Here is an 18,695-nt window from a genome sequence, read left to right on the forward strand (position 1 = left end):
GGGCCGGCGGGCAACACCGGACGTCTCGGTTCGTAACTTCGGCGGCACCACCGTTCCGCTGATGCCTTCCAACGCATATAAGGGTGTGCGCGCGTCCCAGGAAGGCCCGGGACGCGAAGCCCGGGGTTTGCCCGGTCGTCCGTCACCGGAGGTCGCAACTTGATCGCTACCCGTGCCACCCAAGCTGCCCCCGGCCTGTCGCGCGCCGCGCGCCTGCGCTCCGTCCTCGGCCTGGCCCTGCTGGTCGGCCTCGGCGCCTGCGCCACGCGGCCGGATCCCACGGATACCGAGGCGGTCGCGGAATTCCGCGCCAACAACGACCCGCTGGAGCCGATGAACCGCGCCGCCTACTTCGTGCATGACGGTATCGACACCCTGGTGCTGCGCCCGGCCGCGGAAATCTATCGCGTCTTCCTGCCGCCGGAAGTGCGTACCGCCATCCGCAACGTGCTGGCGAACCTGCGCACGCCCGTGATCCTGGTGAACGACCTGCTTCAGGGCGAAACCCAGCGCGCCGCCACCACCACGGGCCGCTTCCTGGTGAACACCACCGTCGGCATCGGCGGCATCTTCGACCGCGCCACGGATTTCGGCCTGCTCGGCCATACCGAGGATTTCGGCCAGACCCTGGCGGTCTGGGGCGCGCCGGAAGGCCCCTATCTGTTCATTCCCGTGCTCGGCCCCTCCAGCCCTCGCGACGTGGCGGGCTTCGCCGGCGACGTGGCGATGAACCCGCTGACCTATGTGGGCGGGGAGACGGTGGACGCCATCACCATCACCCGTACCGGCGCCACCGCCCTGGATACCCGCGAAGGCCTGATTGAACCGATCGACCAGGTGCGCGCTACCTCCCTCGATCCCTATGCCACCATTCGCAGCGCCTACCGGCAGCGTCGGGTGGTGGAAATCCGCAACGAGCCCACCGGCGCCGCAGCGACCTCCGACCTCGGCATCGGCTCCGGCATCCAGGGGCTTCGGCGCTGAGGCGCCGCGACCCGCAAAGGACAACCCGCCCATGACCGTTACCGCCCGCCGCACCCTGATCCTCGGCACGCTCGGCGGCTCGCTCGGCCTGCTCAGCCCGGCCGGCGGCGCCCGCGCGCAGCAGATGGAACCGCAGCGCGCCGCGAACTTCATCCGCACCACCGGCCAGGAACTGGTCGCCGCCATCAACGCCGACGGCCCCGTGCCGCAGCGGCGCGACCGCGTCGGCGCCATCCTGCGCCAGGCGGTGGACGTGCAGGGCGTGGGCCGCTTCATCCTCGGCCGCTGGTGGCGCACCGCCAATGCCCAGCAGCAGCAGGAATATCTGCGACTGTTCGAGGAAGTGCTGATCCGCAACCTCTCCTCCCGCTTCGGGGAATATCAGGGCCTCACCTTCTCCCTCGGCCGCAGCCAGTCGCGGACGGAGGAAGACGTGCTGGTCAGCACCATCGTCGAACGCGCCGGCAGCCCGGCCTTCGGGCTGGACTGGCGGGTGGCGGAAGTCGGTGGCCAGCCCAGGGTCGTCGACGTGATCGCCGAAGGCACCAGCCTGCGCCTGACCACCCGCAGCGAATACAGCAGCGTCATCACCCGCAACGGCAACAACGTGCAGGCGCTGCTCGGCGCCATGCGCCAGCAGATCACCCAGCTCGCCGCCCGCGAAGGCACCTGACCGACCCGATGACCGACACCGCCGAGCCGACCGTTCTCCTCCGGCAGGAGGGGGCGGCCGGCACCCTTCTGCTGAACCGCCCCCGCGCGCTGAACGCGCTCGACCTCGGCATGATCGCGGCGCTGGATGCCGCGATCGCCGGGCTGCGGGACGACCCGGCGGTGCGCCTCGTCATCCTCGAGGGCGCGGGCGGCAAGGCCTTCTGCGCCGGCGGCGACGTCCGCCGCATCCGTGAACTGGCCCTGGCCGGCGATGCCGCCGGTGTCCACGCCTTCTTCGCCGGCGAATACGCGGTGAACGCCGCCATCGCGGCATTCGAAAAACCCTGGATCAGCCTGATCGACGGCGTCTGCATGGGCGGCGGCATCGGCGTCTCCATCCATGGCAGCCATCGCGTGGTCACCGAACAGGCCCTGCTCGCCATGCCGGAAACCGCCATCGCGCTGTTCCCCGATGTCGGCACCTCCTACGCCCTGCCGCGCCTGCCCAGCGCCACCCCTGGCGCCATGGGCCGCTGGCTGGCCCTGACCGGCGCCCGGCTGCGCGGCGCGGAGGCCGTGGAAGCCGGCCTCGCCACCCATTTCGTCCCCCGCGACCGCCTTCCCGCGCTGCGCACCGCCCTGCTGGACGGCGACGCCAGCGCCATCGACCGCTTCGCCGAAACCGTGCCGCCCGGCCCCATCGCCGCCCAGCGCCCCGCCATCGACCGCTGCTTCGGCCCCACCACCCTTCCCGCCATCCAGGCCGCCCTCGCCACCGAGAACACCGACTGGTCGCGCGCCCAGGCCGCCATCCTGGCCAGAATGTCGCCCACCAGCCTGGCCGTGACCCTGGAACTGCTGCGCCGCGGCGCCACCCAGGACCTCGCCGCCTGCCTCGCCACCGAACTGGCCCTGACCGGCCCCGTCACCCAACATCCCGACTTCGCCGAAGGCGTCCGCGCCGTCCTGGTCGACAAGGACAACACCCCCCACTGGTCACCACCCCCGACCGACCTCGTAGGCTTTTTCGGCCGGGATGGTGGGTGAGGGGGGCGCCGGTGATTTGCAGGGAGGGCGCTGCCCTCCCTGCACCCTCCCGCGAAGGGGCAGTGGCCCCTTCGAACCCTCGACTTAGGGGTAGGCGAGAGGAGGGGCGCCGAACGTCCGCCTGGCCCATCGCGCCCTCGTTGCCCCTCCTCTCGCCTACCCCTTAAATGGGTTTCCAAAGGGACCACTGTCCCTTTGGCGGGGGTGCAGGGGGCAGCGCCCCCTGCAAGACCAACCCGCGCCCACCTTCACCCACTGTCTCCCGCTGAAAAGGTCTCCGGTTCGATGTCGCGTGATGTGTATGCCCAGCGTCAGGCGCGGCGGGCGGATCCGTTGGAGACCTTGTGGATGGAGGGGTTGCCGGAGGAGGTGGTGCCGGCGTTTGAGGCGGCGTTGCAGCGGGTGTGTCCTTCGGTCGCGATTTTCCGGGATGAGGTGACGGACACCTGGCGGGTTGAGGGGGTGCGGCCTTGTGGGCAGGGGGAGGAGGAGCTGGCGGGTGCGCTGGCTTTGGCGTCCCTGGTGTCGGGTGGGTTTGAGCCGGTCCTGCAGGCGGCGCCGGTGGAGGCGGAGGGGTGGTTGGCCCGGACCGTGGCGGCGTTTGGCGAGCAGGAGATTGGCGGGGCCTATCTGGTGCGGCCGACGCATCTGCCCGAGCGCCGGATTTATGGGCGGGAGGTGTTGAAGCTCGATGCCGGGATTGCCTTCGGCTCGGGCGAGCATGGTTCGACCAGGGGTTGCCTGGTGGCTTTCGCGGCGGTGGCGCGTGGCGGGCGGGCCAGGCGGTTGCGGCGGCTGCTGGATCTCGGCACGGGGTCGGGGATTCTGGCCATGGCGGCGGCGAAGCGGCTGCGGCGGCCGGTGCTGGCCACGGATATCGAGCCGTGGAGTGTCCGGGTGGCGGAGGAGAATGCCCGGATGAACGGGGTGGGGCGGCTGGTGCGGGCGCGGCTGGCGGATGGTTGGCGCGACCGGCATGTGCGGGCCGGGCGGCCTTATGACCTGGTTTTCGCGAATATCCTGGCGCGGCCGCTGTGCTCGATGGCGAAGGATCTGTCGGTGGGTCTGGCGCCGGGGGGCACGGCGATCCTGGCTGGCCTGCTCGGGACGCAGGTGCGCATGGTGCTGGCGGCGCATCGTCGGCGCGGGATGGTGCTGGAGCGGCGGCTGCCGCAGGGTGCCTGGGCGACGCTGGTGTTGCGGCGGCGCTGACCCGGACATGCGCTGAGGCCGGCCCCCGTCAGGGGACCGGCCTCGCGCTTCCGCGAACCGCGCCGCCGCGGGGGCGGCGCGGGCGGGTAACTGGGGCCGTTCAGGCCGCGGCGGCGGGCTGCTGGCCGTTCGCGGCGGGGGCCTGGTTGGCATTGGCGGCGACGGCCGCTGGCAGGCGGAACGCGGTTGCCGGCAACGCGGTTTCCGGCTTGGCCGGCAGGCGGAAGTCGGGCTCGAAGACGCGGGCGATTTCGCCGCGGGTCAGGCCGATATCCGCCAGTTCGCGGTCGGTCAGGCTGCGCAGGTTCTCATAGGTGCGGCGGCGGGTCGGCCAGCTCCGCAGGGTGCTGCCGAGGAAGCTGAGGCCGCGGCCGAGCGTGCTGAAAAGACGCAGGATGCCATCGGCGATCGCCTTGTCGCGGGCGTGGATCGCGGCATGGCGCAGCGCCTCGATCTCCAGCGCGGTGCGGTCGTGGTTGGCGATGGTGAACAGGGTGCCCTGTTCCTGGCTGTGGCGGGAGTTCATGATGACCTCTGTTGAGCTGCGCGGTGGCCTGGGGCCGTCCTTGGCCTGGGGTCGCCGCGCTTCGCAGGTGCAACATAGGGGCGGGAAGGTCACAGGTGATGCGTTCAAGCCACAGCCAAGCCATGCGTCTTACGCATGAAACACTGTGGACATATGTTTCGTCGTTAGGGCTTCGGTAACGCAACATGCAACATTCCGCCTCCGGCGCCGCCCTGGTGGCCCTGCGCGCCGAACTGGTCCGTCAGGGCCTGGATGGCCTTCTGGTGCCGCGTGCCGATGCCTTCCTCGGCGAATATGTGCCCCCCTCGGCCGAGCGCCTCGCCTGGCTCACCGGCTTCACCGGCAGTGCCGGCATGGCGCTGGTGCTGCGGGACCGGGCGGTGCTGTTCGTCGATGGCCGCTACACCACCCAGGCCGCGGCCGAAGCCCCGGGCTGGGAGCGTCGCCATCTGCTGGAACAGCCGCCCGCCGCCTTCCTGAAGGCGGAGGCGCCGGGCGCGCGCATCGGCTACGATCCCTGGCTGCATCCACAGGCGGCGCTCGACCGGCTGGCGGAATCGGGCGCCGTGCTGGTGCCGATGGCGGCCAATGCGGTGGATGCGGTCTGGTTCGACCGCCCCGCCCCGCCGGCGGCCCCCGCCTCGGTGCATCCGCCGGACTGCGCGGGCGTGGATTCGGCGGAGAAACGCGCCGCGGCGGCGGCGTTGCTGCGGGAGGCCGGGCAGGATGCGGCGGTGCTGGCCGATCCGCATTCCGTCGCCTGGCTGCTGAACATCCGCGGCCGCGACCTGACCCATACGCCGCTGGCCCTCGCGGTGGCGCTGCTGCATGCCGATGCGCGGGTCGATCTGTTCCTCGACCCCGCGCGGGCTGATGCGGCGCTGCGGCGGCATCTCGGCAACGCCGTGGCGCTGCACCCGCCCGCGGCGCTGGACTCGGCGCTGGACGGCCTGGCGGGCCGGCGGGTGCGGCTGGATGCGGAGGTGACGCCGGCCTGGTTTGCCCAGCGCCTGCGCGCGGCGGGGGCGGAACCGGTCGCCGGGGAGGATCCCTGCCGCCTGCCGCGCGCCTGCAAGAACCCGGTGGAGCAGGCGGGCGCGCGGGCCGCGCATCGGCGCGATGCCGTCGCCCTGTGCCGCTTCCTCGCCTGGTTCGCCGAGGCCGCGCCGGCGGGCGGGCAAACCGAACTCTCCGCCGCCGCCAGGCTGCTGGCGCTGCGGGCGGAGGCGCCGGACTTCGTGGCGGAGAGCTTCCCCGCGATCAGCGGCGCCGGGGAGCACGGCGCGATCATCCACTACCGCGCCACGGCGGAGAGCGACCGGCCGATCCGCCCGGATGAGTGCTACCTGATCGACAGTGGCGCGCAGTACCGGGACGGCACCACGGATGTCACCCGCACCCTCTGGACCGGGCCGGGCGACCCGCCGGAGGAACTGGCCGCACGCTACACCATGGTGTTGCAGGGCCATCTGGCGCTGTCGGCGCTGCGCTTTCCGGAAGGTGTGGCCGGGGTGCATCTGGATGCGCTGGCGCGGCACGCGCTGTGGCAGGCGGGGCTGGACTACGACCATGGCACCGGCCATGGCGTCGGCAGCTTCCTCTCGGTGCATGAGGGGCCGGCCGGCATCAGCCGCGCGGCGCGGCCGGTGCCGTTGAAGCCCGGCATGATCCTGTCCAATGAGCCCGGCTTCTACCTGCCGGGCGCCTACGGCATCCGGATCGAGAACCTGCTCATGGTCGCCCCGGCGCCGGAACTGCCGGGTCAGACCAGGCCCTTCCTGCAGTTCGAGACCCTGACCTTCGCACCCTATGACCGTCGGCTGATCCAGGTGGCGCGCCTCTGCGCGGCGGAGCGGAAGCAGGTGGATGCCTATCATGCGGCGGTTCTGCACCGCCTGGGCCCGCTGCTGCCGGCGCGGGAGGCGGGCTGGCTGGCGACCGCCTGCGAAAGGCTGGGCTGACGCCCGGCCTGGCGCGGCGGTTGAGGATCCGAGTCGTCACGCTCGCATCACCGCGGCGCCGCTTTTGTGGCGGCGATCGGACGCGCCGTTGACAACTATTTGTGATCTCCTGGCCGGAACCGCCTGCCGGTCCGCGTTGTGGCGCGCGGCGCGTTTCCGGGTGGTCCATTGCGAAGAAGCGCAACTTTCACGGGCATTTTGCTGGACTGACGCAGCGAAAGGTTGTTGATGCTCTTAATCAACTTCCTCTTCATCTGCTGCTGCGATCCTGGAACCACATGTCCCATCCAATTCGCCGCCGCGCCCTGTTCGCCCTGGCCGCCGCACCCGCGCTGCCAGCCCCCGCCGTCGCACGTCAGGCGGCCTCCGGCCCGCCGGGGGTGCCGGTGCTGGAGCCGGCCGAATGGCAGGCCTTCTGCAACCGCTTCCTGCGTCCGGATGGGCGGGTGGTGGACACCTTCAACAACAACATCTCGCATAGCGAGGGCCAGGGCTGGGCGCTGGTCTGTGCCGAGCAGGCGCTGGACCAGGAGACCTTCGACCGGATCCTGGGATGGACGCTGCGGGTCCTGGGCCGGCCGCAGGACGCCTTGCTGTCCTGGCGCTACCGGCCGGATGCCCGGGGCGGCGGCGGTGCGGTGGACGATCCGAACAACGCCACCGATGGCGACCTGATGGTGGCCTGGGCGCTGCTGCGGGCCGGCAAGCGCTGGCGATCGCCGGAATACACCGCGCAGGGCACCGCGATCGCACGCGATGTGCTGCGCCTGCTGGTGCGCCAGGTGGGGGAGGAAACCGTCCTGTTGCCCGGCGCCAGCGGCTTCGAGCAGCGCGACCATGTGGTCATCAACCCTTCCTACTACGCCTTCCCGGCGCTGCGCGCGCTGGCCCAGGCGGTGCCGGACCCGACCTGGCTGCGCCTTGCCTCGGATGGCCTGTCGCTGCTGCGCCGGGCGCGCTTCGGCCGCTGGGGCCTGCCGGCGGACTGGGTGGCGCTGCCGCGCGGCGGCGGCCGGCCGGCCCCGGCGCCCGGCTGGCCGGCGCGCTTCTCCTATGACGCGGTCCGTGTGCCGCTGTACCTGGCCTGGGCGGGGCTGGGGCGGGAGCCGGCGGCGATCGGTGCGGCACGCTTCTGGTCCGACCCCCAGCATGCGCGGATGCCGGCCTGGACTGATTTCGGTTCAGACGCGATCTCGCCCTATGCGGCGTCGGCGGGGATCCGGGCGGTGGCACAACTCGCCATCGCCAAACATGGCAGCGAGGATCAGATTCCGACTTTTTCCTCAATATCTGAGTCGCAGGACTATTATTCCGCTATTCTTGCGCTGCTCGCCCGTCTCGCTTGGCGAGACTCCTTGATATCTTCGATATAGGCCTGCCGATGCGGTAGAGATTGGGTATTCCCTAACCGTCGCGGCCACGGCATGTTGCACCGCGATTGGGGGTTGATCTCGCATGCGCCAAGATACGGATGTGGCTAGGGTTGCTGCCGCACTGCGGGCTCCAGCCATCCGTTACCGCAGTTTCGGAAATGAGCCGGTGCGCACGCCTGCGCCGCCGCCGGAGGGAGAGGCCTATGGCCTGCTCGGCGCCGCCATGACCGCGGCGGCCGAGGCGGGCCAACAGCAGGGCCATCCCCCGGCCGAGTCCTGGCCGTCGCCGGACACCACAGCCGAGACGCGAAGCTGGCCGGAGCCTGCGCCCGCCGCGACGTGGCCGCCGCCGGCCGCGCCCGTGGAGGCCCCGCCGCCCTGGTCCGAACCCGCGCCACAGGCATGGTCGGAGCCGGCCCCGCAGGTCGTGCCGGAGCCGGCCCCGCAGGTCGTGCCGGAGCCTGCGCCGCGGGTCGTGCCGGAGCCTGCGCAGCAGGTGTGGTCAGAACCCCCGCAGGTCTGGTCCGATCCGACGCCCGTGCCGCCGGCGCCGCCGGCCGTTTCCTGGTCCGATCCGGCTCCGGCCGCCCCCGCCTGGCCCGCCCCGGCCCCGGTGATGGCGCCGCCCGTCATGGCCCAGCCATCGGCGCCCGTCGCGCCGCCGCCCGCTGCCGAACCGCCGCCTGTCGCTGCGCCGCCGCCCGTGCCCGCTGCGCCGGAGCCGGCGGCCCCGTCCGGCTGGACCCCGGTGGCGGAACCGCCCGCCGCCCGGGCCCAGCCGCCCGCGCCCTTGCCTGTCGAGGCGCCGACCCGTCGCAGCTATGGCGTGGCCGATATGGGGCTGCTGCGGGCCGCCGATGCCATGGTGGCGCCGCCCGTCTCGCGTCTCGGCATGTCGACCCTGTCGCAGCTTTCCGCCGCACCGCCCGCGGGCGGTGCGGGGCAGCCCCAGGGCGCGCCGCGTGCCATGTTCCCCCTGATCGAGGCGCTGGACCTGCCCGGTGGCCTGACGGCCCGGCGCGGCGCCGCCGTGGCGGAACCCTTGCCTGAGCCTGAGCCGGCGCCGGAACCCCTGGCCCCCGAGCCGTCTCCCTTGCCGGCCATCCTGACGGCCGCCGAGATCGACCTGCCCCTGCCGGAACTGCTGCGCCTGCTGGCGGCGGATCCGGCGGAGAGTGCCGATGCCTTCCTCGCCCTGCGCCACGCGCCGCAGGCCGAACCGCCCCAATCCTGATGTTCCACGCTCCGACGGGAGGCTACCCCCGACCATGCCGCTGATCTGTTTCGCATCTCCCAAGGGCGGCGTCGGTAAGACCACGCTGGCGGCCAATCTCGCTGATGCCCTGCAGCGCGAGGGCCGGCGCACCCTGGTCATCGATTTCGACCCGCAGAACACGCTGCGCCTGCATTTCGGCGTGCCGCTGTCCGACATGGGCGGCTTCACCTCCGAACTGCCGCGCCGCCCCGACTGGCGCAGTTGCGTGCGCGAGACCAGTTCGGGCGTGATGGTGCTGCCGCACGGCGCCATGGAACTGCGCGGCGCGCTGGGCCTGGCCGCGGCGCTGGAACGGGACCCGGAACTGCTGGCGGCGCCGATGCGCGCCATCCTGGCCGATCCCGGCCTCACCGTGATCGCCGACACCTCCCCCGGCCCGTCGCATGCGCTGGCGGTGCTGGTGCCGATGGCCTCCATGGTCATCGCCGTGCTTCAGGCGGAAGCGATCAGCGCGGCGCTGATCCCGGATATCGACAGCGGCCGCTTCCTCGGCTCGGGCACCATGGCGGCGCTGTTCGCCGGCCGCCTGCGGGTGGTGCTGAACGAGGTGGACCTGAATTCCCGCCTGTCCCGCGCCGCTGCGGATGCCGTCGCGCGCCATCTCGGCCCGCGCCTGCTGGGCGCCGTCAGCCGCGATGAGACGATGGCGGAGGCCCTGGCCATGCAGAAGCTGGTGCAGGAAATCGCGCCGGACAGCCGTGCGGCCGAGGATCTGCGCGGCATCGCCCGCGCCATCGAGGCCGCGCTGCCGGCCGCGCCGGAAGGCTTCGGCATGGGCTGGGGCGCCCGATGAGCTTCGCGCAATCGCTACGCCAGCGCCGCGCTTTTCGCAGCGGCCCATGGGCACGGAGCTGGGTCATCTGGCCGCTGATGTTGCTCAGTCTGGTGATCGGCGTGATCTTCATGGTCGCGCCGCTTCAGGCCGAGCAGCAGGCCTGGCTGGCGGTTGCGGGATTCCTTCTGTTCCTTGTCGCCAACCGTATTCCCGGCCGGGCGATGACGATCTTCGTCGTCTTCATGTCCTGCCTTGTGTCGATGCGCTACATCTACTGGCGGCTGGTCGACACGCTGGAATTCACCAGCTTCCTGCAGACCTTCCTCGGCACCGGCCTGTTGCTGGCCGAGGTCTATGCCGTCTCCACCATGCTGCTGGCCTATTTCCAGGCGATCTGGCCCTTGGACCGCAAGCCGGTGCCGCTGCCGGAGGATCCGGATGAGTGGCCGACCATCGACGTCTTCATCCCGAGCTACAACGAACCGCTGGAGATCGTGAAGCCGGCCATCTACGGCGCGCTGGCGATCGACTGGCCGCGCGACAAGATGAACGTCTATCTGCTGGATGACGGGCGGCGCGACGAATTCCGGCGATTCTGCGAACAGGTCGGCTGCAACTACCTGATCCGCGGCGACAACAAGGGCGCCAAAGCCGGCAATATCAATGCCGCGCTGAAGGTGACCAACGGCGAATACATCTGCATCTTCGACTGCGACCATGTCGCGACCCGCGCCTTCCTCCAGCTCACCGTGGGCTGGCTGTTGCGGGACCGCGACCTCGCCATGGTGCAGACGCCGCACCACTTCTATTCGCCTGACCCCTTCGAGCGGAACCTCGCCTCCGGTGAGCGCGTGCCGAATGAGGGGCTGCTGTTCTACGGCATGGTGCAGCAGGGCAACGACTTGTGGAACGCGGCCTTCTTCTGCGGCTCCTGCGCGGTGATCCGGCGCGAGGCGCTGCTGGAAGTGGGCGGCGTGCCGACCGAGACGGTGACGGAGGACTGCCACTGCTCGCTGAAGATGCAGCGGCGTGGCTGGCGCACCGCCTATCTGCGCATCCCGCTGGCGGCCGGCCTGGCGACGGAACGGCTGATGCTGCACATCGGCCAGCGCATGCGCTGGGGCCGTGGCATGATCCAGATCCTGCGCATCGAGAATCCGATGCTCGGCTCCGGGCTGAAATTCTACCAGCGCTGCTGCTACTTCATGTCGCAGTTCCACTTCCTGTTCCCGCTGCCGCGCTTCGTCTTCCTGACCGCGCCGCTGGCCTTCCTGCTGTTCGGCGAAAGCATCATCGCGGCCAGCCCGCTGGCCATTATCGCCTATGCCGGCCCGCATATCCTGCATTCGGTCGGCGCCACCAGCCGGCTATCCGGCCATGTGCGCCACAGCTTCTGGTCCGAGATCTATGAGACGGTGCTGGCGCTGTATTTGATCCCCGTGATGCTGGCGACCTTGCTCGATCCCAAAAAGGGAAAATTCAACGTCACCGACAAGGGCGGCACGCTGCAGGAAGGCTTCTTCGACCTGCGCGCCGTGGGGCCGAACATGGTGCTGGCGCTGGCGCTGATCGCGGGCCTGCTGTCGGGCATCTACGGGCTGAGCACCAATCCGGTGGAAAGCCTCGACTTCCAGGCCTTCGCGCTGAACTTCCTCTGGGCGACGCTGTCCTTCGTGGTGGTGCTGGCGGGTCTCGCCGTCGGTCGTGAACGCCGGCAGGTGCGCGAACGCGCGCGCGTCGGCGCGGTGATCGCGGCCAATGCCGTGCTGCCCGATGGGCGGGTGATCGAAGGCGAGACCATGGACCTTTCGCTGGGCGGCGCCGCGGTCGCCATCGAACGTCCGGCGGATGTGGCGGAGAATACGCCGATCACGCTGGAGTTGGATGTCGGCCCCGAATGGGTCGCCATCCCGGCCGAGGTTCTGCGCTGGCAGGACGGGCGGATGCAACTGCGCTTCGCGGCGCAGACGCTGCATGACGAGGGTAACATTGTGCGCGCCGTTCTTGGCCGCGCGGATGCATGGGTGGATTGGGACGACGTGCGCGAAGACAAACCACTCCGCAGCCTTGGTGAGGTGGCGCGGTCCATCGGCGGCCTGTTCCGCGGCGACAGCCAGTTCTCCTTCTTCACGCGCCGCCAGCGGCGCAACCGGGTGGTGATGGAGGCCCCGCCGCCGGAAGCCATCACGGCCGACACGGCGCCGGAGATCGTGCCGCCGCCCCGCCGGGCGCGTGGCGAGACCGCCGTGCGGCGCGCCGCGGCCGTCGCCCTGGCCCTGGCCCTGTCGGCGCCGGGCCTCGCCATGGCGCAGGTCAATCTGCGCGGCGCCCCGCCTCCGCCGACGCCGTTGCAGCCGGGGCCGCAAGGTCTGCCGCTGACGCTCACCCCGCAGTCGCCGGGCGTTGGCACCTTCGGGGCGCCGGCCACCCAGAGCGGCGCGGTGCCCTTGCAGCAGCAGGGCTCGCCCTTCGTGCCGCCGGGCCAGCCGCCCGCGGCATCGGGCAATGTGCTGGCGCCATTCAGCCAGCAGGGGCCGGCGCCGTCGGCCCCAGGCTCCAACGTCGTGGCGCCCTTCGGCCAGCCGGCCCAGCCCGGGCAGGCGCCTTCCGCCTCCGGGTCCAATGTGCGGACGCCCTTCGGCCAGCCGGCGCAGCCGGGCCAGGCGCCCGCCGCCTCCGCCGATGCGCCGCTGGCGCCCTTCGGCCAGGTTGCGCCGGGGCAGTTCCCGGGCCAGCAGGGGCCGATCGGCGTCCAGGTCAATACCGGCCTGCCGCCGCTGCCGCAGGCGCAGCCGGGCTTCCTCGGCGGCGTCGGTGTCGGCAGCTTCGGCGTGCCGACCGGCGATGTCGGCTCCACCCGCACTGAGACCCGCACCCTGCGCCAGCTTGGCCTGCGCGCACCGATGCAGATGCGCGGCACGTCCGACTTGCAGGGCGTGCTGTTCGGCGTGCGTGGCGATGAGGTGGTGACCGGGGCGCGGCTCGTGCTCCAGGGCGCGACCAGCCCGGCGCTGATCCCGGAATACAGCCAGGTGGCGATGGCGCTGAACGAGCAGTTCGTCGGCGTGATCAATCCGGACCGCAACCGGCCGGCCTTCGGGCCGCTGGAATTCCCGATCAACCCGGTGTTCTTCGCCGACCTCAACCGGCTGAACTTCCGCTTCACCGGCCGCTACACGCTGGAGTGCAACGACCCGCTGTCCGGCCTGCTCTGGGCCAATGTCTCCGACCTTTCGACCCTTCAGTTGACGCTGGAACGCCTGCCCCTGCAGCGTGACCTGGCACGCCTGCCGGAACCGTTCTTCGACCCGCGCCTGTTGCGCGAGCCGCTGGTGCTGCCGGTGGTGATGCCGGAAGCGGCGAGCAATGAGGGGCTTCAGGCGGCGGCGACCGTCGCCTCCTGGTTCGCGGTGCAGGCGGACTACCGCGGCGCGAGCTTCCCGGTGTCCTTCACCCTGCCGCAGCGCGGCAATGCGGTGGTGATCGCGGGCGGGCCGGAGACCATTCCGGGCCTGGCGCTGCCGCGCTTCGACGGACCGACCCTCGCCTTGGTGCCGAACCCGACGGATCGCTTCGGCCTGATCCTGGTGGTCGGCGGCCGCACCGGCGAGGAAGCGACGCAGGCCGCGGTGGTGCTGGCCGGCAGCAAGGAAGCCCTGGCCGGCGAGATCGCCGTGGTGCAGCCGATCACCGTGCCGCCGCGCCAGCCCTATGATGCGCCGCGCTGGGTGCGCAGCGACCGCCCGGTGCGCCTTGGTGAATTGGTGGATCCGACGGAATTGCAGGCCTTCGGCTATGCGCCGGGCCCGATCTCCGTGCCCTTCCGCACCGCGCCGGACCTCTACACCTGGCGTGGCCGGCCGCTGCCGGTGGAGCTGAACTACCGCTCCCCGCCCGGGCCGATCATGGATGTCGCGGTCTCGCGCCTCGATGTCGCGCTGAACGACATCTATCTGCGCAGCCTGCCGCTGCGGGATGCCGATGCGCCCTGGCCGCTCAGCTACTTCTCCCGCCAGTTCGGCCAGTCCGAGCGCATGACCGGCCGCTTCGGCCTGCCGCCCTACCTGATCTTCGGGGCGAATGAGCTGCAGATGCGCTTCGACATGCGCCCGCTGCATCGCGGCGACTGCATCGCCGTGCCGGCCGATGTGCGCGCCGGGATCGACCCGGACAGCACCATCGACCTGTCCGACGCCTATCGCTTCACCACGCTGCCGAACCTCGCCTTCTTCTCCGGCTCGGGCTTTCCCTTCACCCGCATGGCGGATTTCGGCGACACGGCGGCGGTGCTGCCGGAGCGCCCGAATGAGGTCGAGCTCTCCGCCTTCCTGACCCTGATGGGCCGTCTCGCCTCCCATGTCGGCCATGCCACCACGGGTATCCGTGTGGTGCGGCCCGATGCGCTGGAGAGTGTCTCGGGACGCGACCTGCTGGTGATCGGCACCCTCGGGCGCCAGCCGGCGCTGGAGACACTGCTGCGCGATGGTCCGGTGGTGCTGGAAGGCAACCGGCTGAGCGTGGCATTGCCGGATGCCTTGGACGGCTTCCGCAACCTGTTCCTCGGCGATGAGCCGCGTGTGGCCCGGGAACAGGCGCAGGCGATGCTGACCTCCACCGGCGACGGCCTCGGCATCCTGATCGGCTTCGAGAGCCCGCTGCGTTCCGGCAAATCCGTCGTGGCGCTGACCGGCACCACCCCGCAGGGGCTGGAGCAGATGCTGGCGGCGCTGCGCGATCCGGAACAGGCGCCGCGGGTCCAGGGCGACCTTGCGATCCTGTCGGCCGGCCGGATCACCGGCTTCACGCTGGGCGACCACTATACCGTCGGCACGCTGCCTCCCTTCATCTGGCCGCAGTACTTCCTGCAGACCCGGCCGGACCTGCTGCTGCTGCTTCTGGCCATTTCCTGCGCCATCATCGCCGTTCCCGCCTATTGGGCGCTGCGCCGTCGCGCGGCCATCCGTCTCCGGACGAGGACCACATGATGAAAAGCCCGACCCGGACCATGCGCGCGGGGCTGCTGAGCACCGCGCTGGTGGCCGTCAGCCTGGCCGCCGGCCCCAGCTTCGCCCAGGATCGCGGCATCGCCGCGCTGCTCGACCAGGCGAACTACTGGAAGCTTCAGAATCGCCCGGACCAGGTGGTGCGGACGCTGGAACGCGTGCTCCAGGTCGATCCGCGCAACGCCGACGCCCTGTCGGGCCTCGCCGAGGCGCAGGCGCAGCTTGGCAATGTCGCCCAGGCGCAGCAGGCGCTGGGGCAGCTTCGTGCCACGGCGCCGGCCGATCCCCGCACCTTGCAGGCCGATGTGGCCGTTCGCACCTCCACCGTTGATGCCACCGCCCTGGCGCAGGCCCGCCAGCTTGCCCAGGCTGGCCGGAACGCGGAAGCGGTGGAACGCTACCGTGGCATCTTCTCCGGCGCCCCGGTGCCGGACAGTTTCGCACTGGAATATTACCAGGCCCTTGCCGGCACCGAGGCCGGATGGCGTGAAGCGCAGCAGGGCCTGGGCCAGCTTGCCTCGCGCAACCCCAGCAACACCGCCGTGCAGCTCGCCTATGGCCAGGTGCTGACCTATCGCGAGGAAACCCGCGCCCAGGGCATCGATGTGCTGCGCCGCCTGTCCGGCCAGCCCGCCAGCCAGCAGAGCGCCGCCGCCGCCTGGCGCCAGGCGCTGACCTGGCTCGGCCAGGGGCCGGAGGCGGTGGGGCCGCTGGAGGGCTACCTCCAGCAATTCCCCAATGACGCCGAGATTCAGCGGCGGCTCGATGAGGCGCGCGCCCAGGTGCAGCCGGTCGATGAGGCCGGCAATGCCCGCATGGACGGCTGGGAAGCCTTCAGCCAGGGCCAGATTCGGGAAGCGGAACAGCGCTTCTCCGCCGTGCTCGAAATCAACCCGGATGATGCCGACGGCCTGGGGGGACTCGGCCTCGTCCGGCTGCGTCAGGGACGACGGGCGGAGGCGGCCCGGCTGCTTCAGGCGGCGATCGATGCCGACCCCACGCGCCGCGCGAATTGGGAGGAGGCGCTTCGTGGCGCCACCGTCGTGCCGCGGGGTCCGGCGGGCGGCGGGCGCGGCGTGGTGCGGGGCGGCGGCGGCGCGCCGGGGCCGGATATCCAGGCGGCGCGCAACCTAGTGGCCCAGGGCAATGTCAGCCAGGCGGAGCCGCTGCTGGCACGCATCGTGGCCCGCAATGGCGGCGACCGCCCGGATGCCGAGGCGCTGCTGGGCGATATCGCCCTGCGACAGGGCAATGCGGCCCTGGCCGAGCAGCGCTACCGCACCGCATTGGCCCGCCGGGGCAATTTCGGCGCGGCCATGTCCGGCCTCGCCAATGCCCTGCAGGAACAGGGCAAGTTCGCCGAGGCGGAGGAAGTCTATCGCCGCATCGGCGGCACCAATGCGCCGCAGGTACGCGCCGAGGCCCTGCGTGCCGAGGCGCAGCGCACGGATGACCCGCAGGCGGCCGCCGCGCTGCTGCGCGCCTCCATCCAGAACGACCCTTCCAACCCCTGGCCGCGGCTCGATCTGGCGCGGCTGATGGCGCAATCCGGACAGGGTGCGGAAGCGAACCAGATGGTCGCCTCCACGGTGGCCAGCCGGGCGACGCCGGATGCGATCCACGCCGCCGCGATCTTCGCCTTCGAGCAGTCGCGGCCGGATGAAACGGTGCGGCTGCTGGAGCGGATTCCGGCGCGGGTGCGCAACAGCGCCCATAACCAGCTTCTGGCCACCGCGCGGGTGGAGGCGGAGGTGCAATCCGCCGTCGCCCTGGCGCGACGGGGCCAGCGCAGTCTCGCGCGCCAGCGGCTGATCGCCATCGCCTCCCGCCGCGACCCGTCCGGGCAGGCGGGGCCGTCCGCGGTGCGGGCGCTGAATTCCATCAACGACACGCGCGGCGCGCAGGAAGCGGCGCGGATGTATGCCATCGCGGCGCGCGGCCAGGCCCCCGCGTCGCAACTGGCGGCGGCGTCGGCGCTGGCGGAAGCCGGGCTGAACCCCGAAGCCGCCACGGCCGCCGCCGCGATCGATGCCGGGCGGCTGACGACGGATCAGCGCCGGCAGGCGAACGACATCTCCGCCGGCCTGTCGATCCGCGCGGCGGACCAGCTCAACCAGCGCGGGCAGCAGGCGGCGGCCTTCGATGTGCTGGAGCCGACGCTGCGCCAGAACCCGACCAATCCGGCGGCCAACCTGGCCCTCGCCCGCCTGTATCAGGGCGCGCGGGACCCGGAGCAGGCGGGGCGCATCGCCGAGGCCGTGCTGTCGCGCAATCCGCGCGACACGGATGCGCGACAGGCTGCGATGGATGCCGCGATCGCCAACCGGGACTGGGGCAGGGCGGAGGCGCTGCTCTCCGAGGGCCGCGCCCTGATGCCGAACGATCCGCGCATCCCGCTGCTGGAATCGCGTCTGGCGCGCGCCTGGGGCGACCAGCGCCGTGCCCGCAATGCGCTGGAAGCGGCGGCGCGCATGCGGCGCGAGCAAATCGGCGCCACCACGCCGGGGCTGCTCGGCGGTGCCATGGTGCCGCAGGCGACGCTGCCGGAAGGCCGCCAGCCGTCCCAGACGGAAAATCCGTTCCGCCGCGTGCCGCTCTCGGGCCAGGACCAGGGTGCTTTCGCCACCCAGGGCCAGCAATTCGCCCAGGCGCAGGGCTTCGGCTCTCCCGGCCTTGGCGGCCCGGCCCAGCCGGCCGATCCGCTGCTGAACGAGATCAACCGGCAATTGGTGGAGGTGCGGCAGGAAGCCGCGCCGCGCATCACCCCGGCGCTCGGCATGCGCACACGCTCCGGCGATGATGGCATCGACGCGCTGACCGAGACCCATGCCGGGGCCGAGGGCAGCATCGCGGTGCCCGGCATCGGCGGCCGCCTGACGGCGCGGGCGAGTGCCGTGACGCTGGATTCGGGCGATCTCCAGGGCTCGCTGGCCTCCATGCGGCGCTTCGGTGGCTATCCCCTGACCCTGGCGGGTCAGGGCGGCACGCTGACCCAGGCGCAGGCGAATTCGGCCCGCACCACCGAATCGAGCCAGAGCGGCGTGGCGCTCGGCGCGGCCTATGCCCGCGGCGGTTTCTCCGCCGATATCGGCACCACCCCGCTGGGCTTCCTGCGGGAGAATGTGGTCGGCGGCATCGAGATCGCGCCCGAGATCGGGGATGGCGTGCGCCTGCGCGTCACGGCGGAACGCCGTGCCATGACGGACAGCCTGCTGTCCTGGGGCGGCCTGCGCGACCCGGCCTTCGGCACGACCTGGGGCGGCGTGGTTCGCACCGGCGCGCGCGCGCAGATCGAATTCGCCAGCGGCGACACCAATTTCTACATCGCCGGCGGCTATTTCAGCATGAACGGCGAGGGTGTGGCGGAGAACAGCCGCATCGAGGCCGGGGCCGGCTTCCAGACCCCGATCTGGCGCTCCGCCACCGAGGAGTTGGTGACGGGCCTCGACCTGGTCTATTTCGCCTATGACAAGAACCTGCGCTTCTTCACGCTGGGCCATGGCGGCTATTACAGCCCGCAGAGCTTCATCGCGGCGAATGTGCCGATCGATTATCGCGGCCGGTCGAACAACCTGTTCTACCGCGTCGGCGCCAGCCTCGGCGTGGCGACCTTCACCGAGGACCGCACCGCGATCTTCCCGAATGATGCGGGCCTCCAGGGCCAGCTTCAGGCGCGCGCCAATAGCGAAACCGGCGTGGACGCCTTCTATGCCGGCCAGTCCAAGACCGGCCTGACCGGCGGGCTGCGCGGCGACATCGAATACATGATCACGCCGCAACTGCGCATCGGTGGCGCGGTGCGCTTCGATCAGGCGGCGGATTGGAGCGAGACGCGCGGCCTGGTCTATGCCCGCTACCGCTTCGATCGCTGAATGGGATACGGG

At 71.4% G+C, this 18,695-nt stretch carries 11 protein-coding genes; 10 read left to right on the plus strand and 1 reads right to left on the minus strand.

Going from position 1 to position 18,695, the window contains the following annotated elements; all coding sequences use genetic code 11:
- Positions 1 to 159: 159 nt before the first annotated feature.
- The 4 genes from JJQ90_RS07870 to JJQ90_RS07885 all read left to right on the plus strand — a co-directional run bounded on the left by JJQ90_RS07870 (position 160) and on the right by JJQ90_RS07885 (position 3,897).
- The gene (locus JJQ90_RS07870) at positions 160 to 984 is read left to right on the plus strand and encodes an MlaA family lipoprotein (protein WP_230410488.1); all 825 of its coding nucleotides are present in this window, start codon (positions 160 to 162) and stop codon (positions 982 to 984) included.
- Positions 985 to 1,015: 31 nt separating this feature from the next.
- Positions 1,016 to 1,657: an MlaC/ttg2D family ABC transporter substrate-binding protein gene (locus JJQ90_RS07875; protein ID WP_216874140.1), complete on the plus strand. Its 642-nt coding sequence runs from the start codon at positions 1,016 to 1,018 to the stop codon at positions 1,655 to 1,657.
- An 8-nt stretch (positions 1,658 to 1,665) separates the two neighbouring features.
- Complete coding sequence (locus JJQ90_RS07880) at positions 1,666 to 2,685, plus strand: enoyl-CoA hydratase/isomerase family protein (RefSeq protein ID WP_216874142.1); 1,020 nt, start codon at positions 1,666 to 1,668, stop codon at positions 2,683 to 2,685.
- Between the two features lie 285 nt (positions 2,686 to 2,970).
- Complete coding sequence (locus tag JJQ90_RS07885; RefSeq protein ID WP_216874144.1) at positions 2,971 to 3,897, plus strand: 50S ribosomal protein L11 methyltransferase; 927 nt, start codon at positions 2,971 to 2,973, stop codon at positions 3,895 to 3,897.
- A gap of 100 nt (positions 3,898 to 3,997) precedes the next feature.
- On the opposite strand, the gene JJQ90_RS07890 is transcribed toward JJQ90_RS07885, so the two are convergent.
- A complete protein-coding gene (locus JJQ90_RS07890; protein WP_216874146.1) occupies positions 3,998 to 4,423 on the minus strand; it encodes a DUF1127 domain-containing protein in 426 nt (141 codons plus the stop codon).
- Positions 4,424 to 4,608: 185 nt separating this feature from the next.
- Here JJQ90_RS07890 and JJQ90_RS07895 point away from each other — a divergent pair, with 185 nt between their 5' ends.
- The 6 genes from JJQ90_RS07895 (at position 4,609) to JJQ90_RS07920 (ending at position 18,683) form a co-directional block, all read left to right on the plus strand.
- On the plus strand, positions 4,609 to 6,384 hold the full coding sequence (locus JJQ90_RS07895) for an aminopeptidase P family protein (RefSeq protein WP_216874148.1): 1,776 nt from the start codon (positions 4,609 to 4,611) through the stop codon (positions 6,382 to 6,384).
- A 278-nt stretch (positions 6,385 to 6,662) separates the two neighbouring features.
- Positions 6,663 to 7,757 carry a glycosyl hydrolase family 8 gene (locus JJQ90_RS07900; protein WP_216874150.1) on the plus strand — a complete coding sequence of 365 codons (1,095 nt, stop codon included), beginning with the start codon at positions 6,663 to 6,665 and terminating at the stop codon, positions 7,755 to 7,757.
- A 166-nt stretch (positions 7,758 to 7,923) separates the two neighbouring features.
- Positions 7,924 to 8,991 carry a hypothetical protein gene (locus JJQ90_RS07905; RefSeq protein ID WP_216874152.1) on the plus strand — a complete coding sequence of 356 codons (1,068 nt, stop codon included), beginning with the start codon at positions 7,924 to 7,926 and terminating at the stop codon, positions 8,989 to 8,991.
- Positions 8,992 to 9,025: 34 nt separating this feature from the next.
- Positions 9,026 to 9,826 carry a cellulose biosynthesis protein BcsQ gene (bcsQ, locus tag JJQ90_RS07910; protein WP_216874155.1) on the plus strand — a complete coding sequence of 267 codons (801 nt, stop codon included), beginning with the start codon at positions 9,026 to 9,028 and terminating at the stop codon, positions 9,824 to 9,826.
- Between the two features lie 77 nt (positions 9,827 to 9,903).
- Positions 9,904 to 14,793 carry a UDP-forming cellulose synthase catalytic subunit gene (gene bcsA, locus JJQ90_RS07915; RefSeq protein WP_216874157.1) on the plus strand — a complete coding sequence of 1,630 codons (4,890 nt, stop codon included), beginning with the start codon at positions 9,904 to 9,906 and terminating at the stop codon, positions 14,791 to 14,793.
- Entirely contained in the window at positions 14,793 to 18,683 is a 3,891-nt protein-coding gene (locus JJQ90_RS07920; protein ID WP_216874159.1) for a cellulose biosynthesis protein BcsC, read from the plus strand. The genes bcsA and JJQ90_RS07920 overlap by 1 nt, the downstream gene beginning before the upstream one ends.
- Positions 18,684 to 18,695 lie beyond the last annotated feature (12 nt).

The sequence above is a fragment of the Falsiroseomonas oleicola genome (assembly GCF_019029495.1).
In the GTDB taxonomy this organism is placed as follows: domain Bacteria; phylum Pseudomonadota; class Alphaproteobacteria; order Acetobacterales; family Acetobacteraceae; genus Falsiroseomonas; species Falsiroseomonas oleicola.

Bases quoted from the DNA above. Each gene is read 5' to 3' on its own strand.
- JJQ90_RS07875 (WP_216874140.1), top strand. From the start codon at position 1,016: ATGACCGTTACCGCCCGCCGCACCCTGATCCTCGGCACGCTCGGCGGC.
- JJQ90_RS07880 (WP_216874142.1), top strand. From the start codon at position 1,666: ATGACCGACACCGCCGAGCCGACCGTTCTCCTCCGGCAGGAGGGGGCG.
- JJQ90_RS07885 (WP_216874144.1), top strand. From the start codon at position 2,971: ATGTCGCGTGATGTGTATGCCCAGCGTCAGGCGCGGCGGGCGGATCCG.
- JJQ90_RS07890 (WP_216874146.1), bottom strand. From the start codon at position 4,423: ATGAACTCCCGCCACAGCCAGGAACAGGGCACCCTGTTCACCATCGCC.
- JJQ90_RS07895 (WP_216874148.1), top strand. From the start codon at position 4,609: ATGCAACATTCCGCCTCCGGCGCCGCCCTGGTGGCCCTGCGCGCCGAA.
- JJQ90_RS07900 (WP_216874150.1), top strand. From the start codon at position 6,663: ATGTCCCATCCAATTCGCCGCCGCGCCCTGTTCGCCCTGGCCGCCGCA.
- bcsQ (WP_216874155.1), top strand. From the start codon at position 9,026: ATGCCGCTGATCTGTTTCGCATCTCCCAAGGGCGGCGTCGGTAAGACC.
- bcsA (WP_216874157.1), top strand. From the start codon at position 9,904: ATGTTGCTCAGTCTGGTGATCGGCGTGATCTTCATGGTCGCGCCGCTT.
- JJQ90_RS07920 (WP_216874159.1), top strand. From the start codon at position 14,793: ATGAAAAGCCCGACCCGGACCATGCGCGCGGGGCTGCTGAGCACCGCG.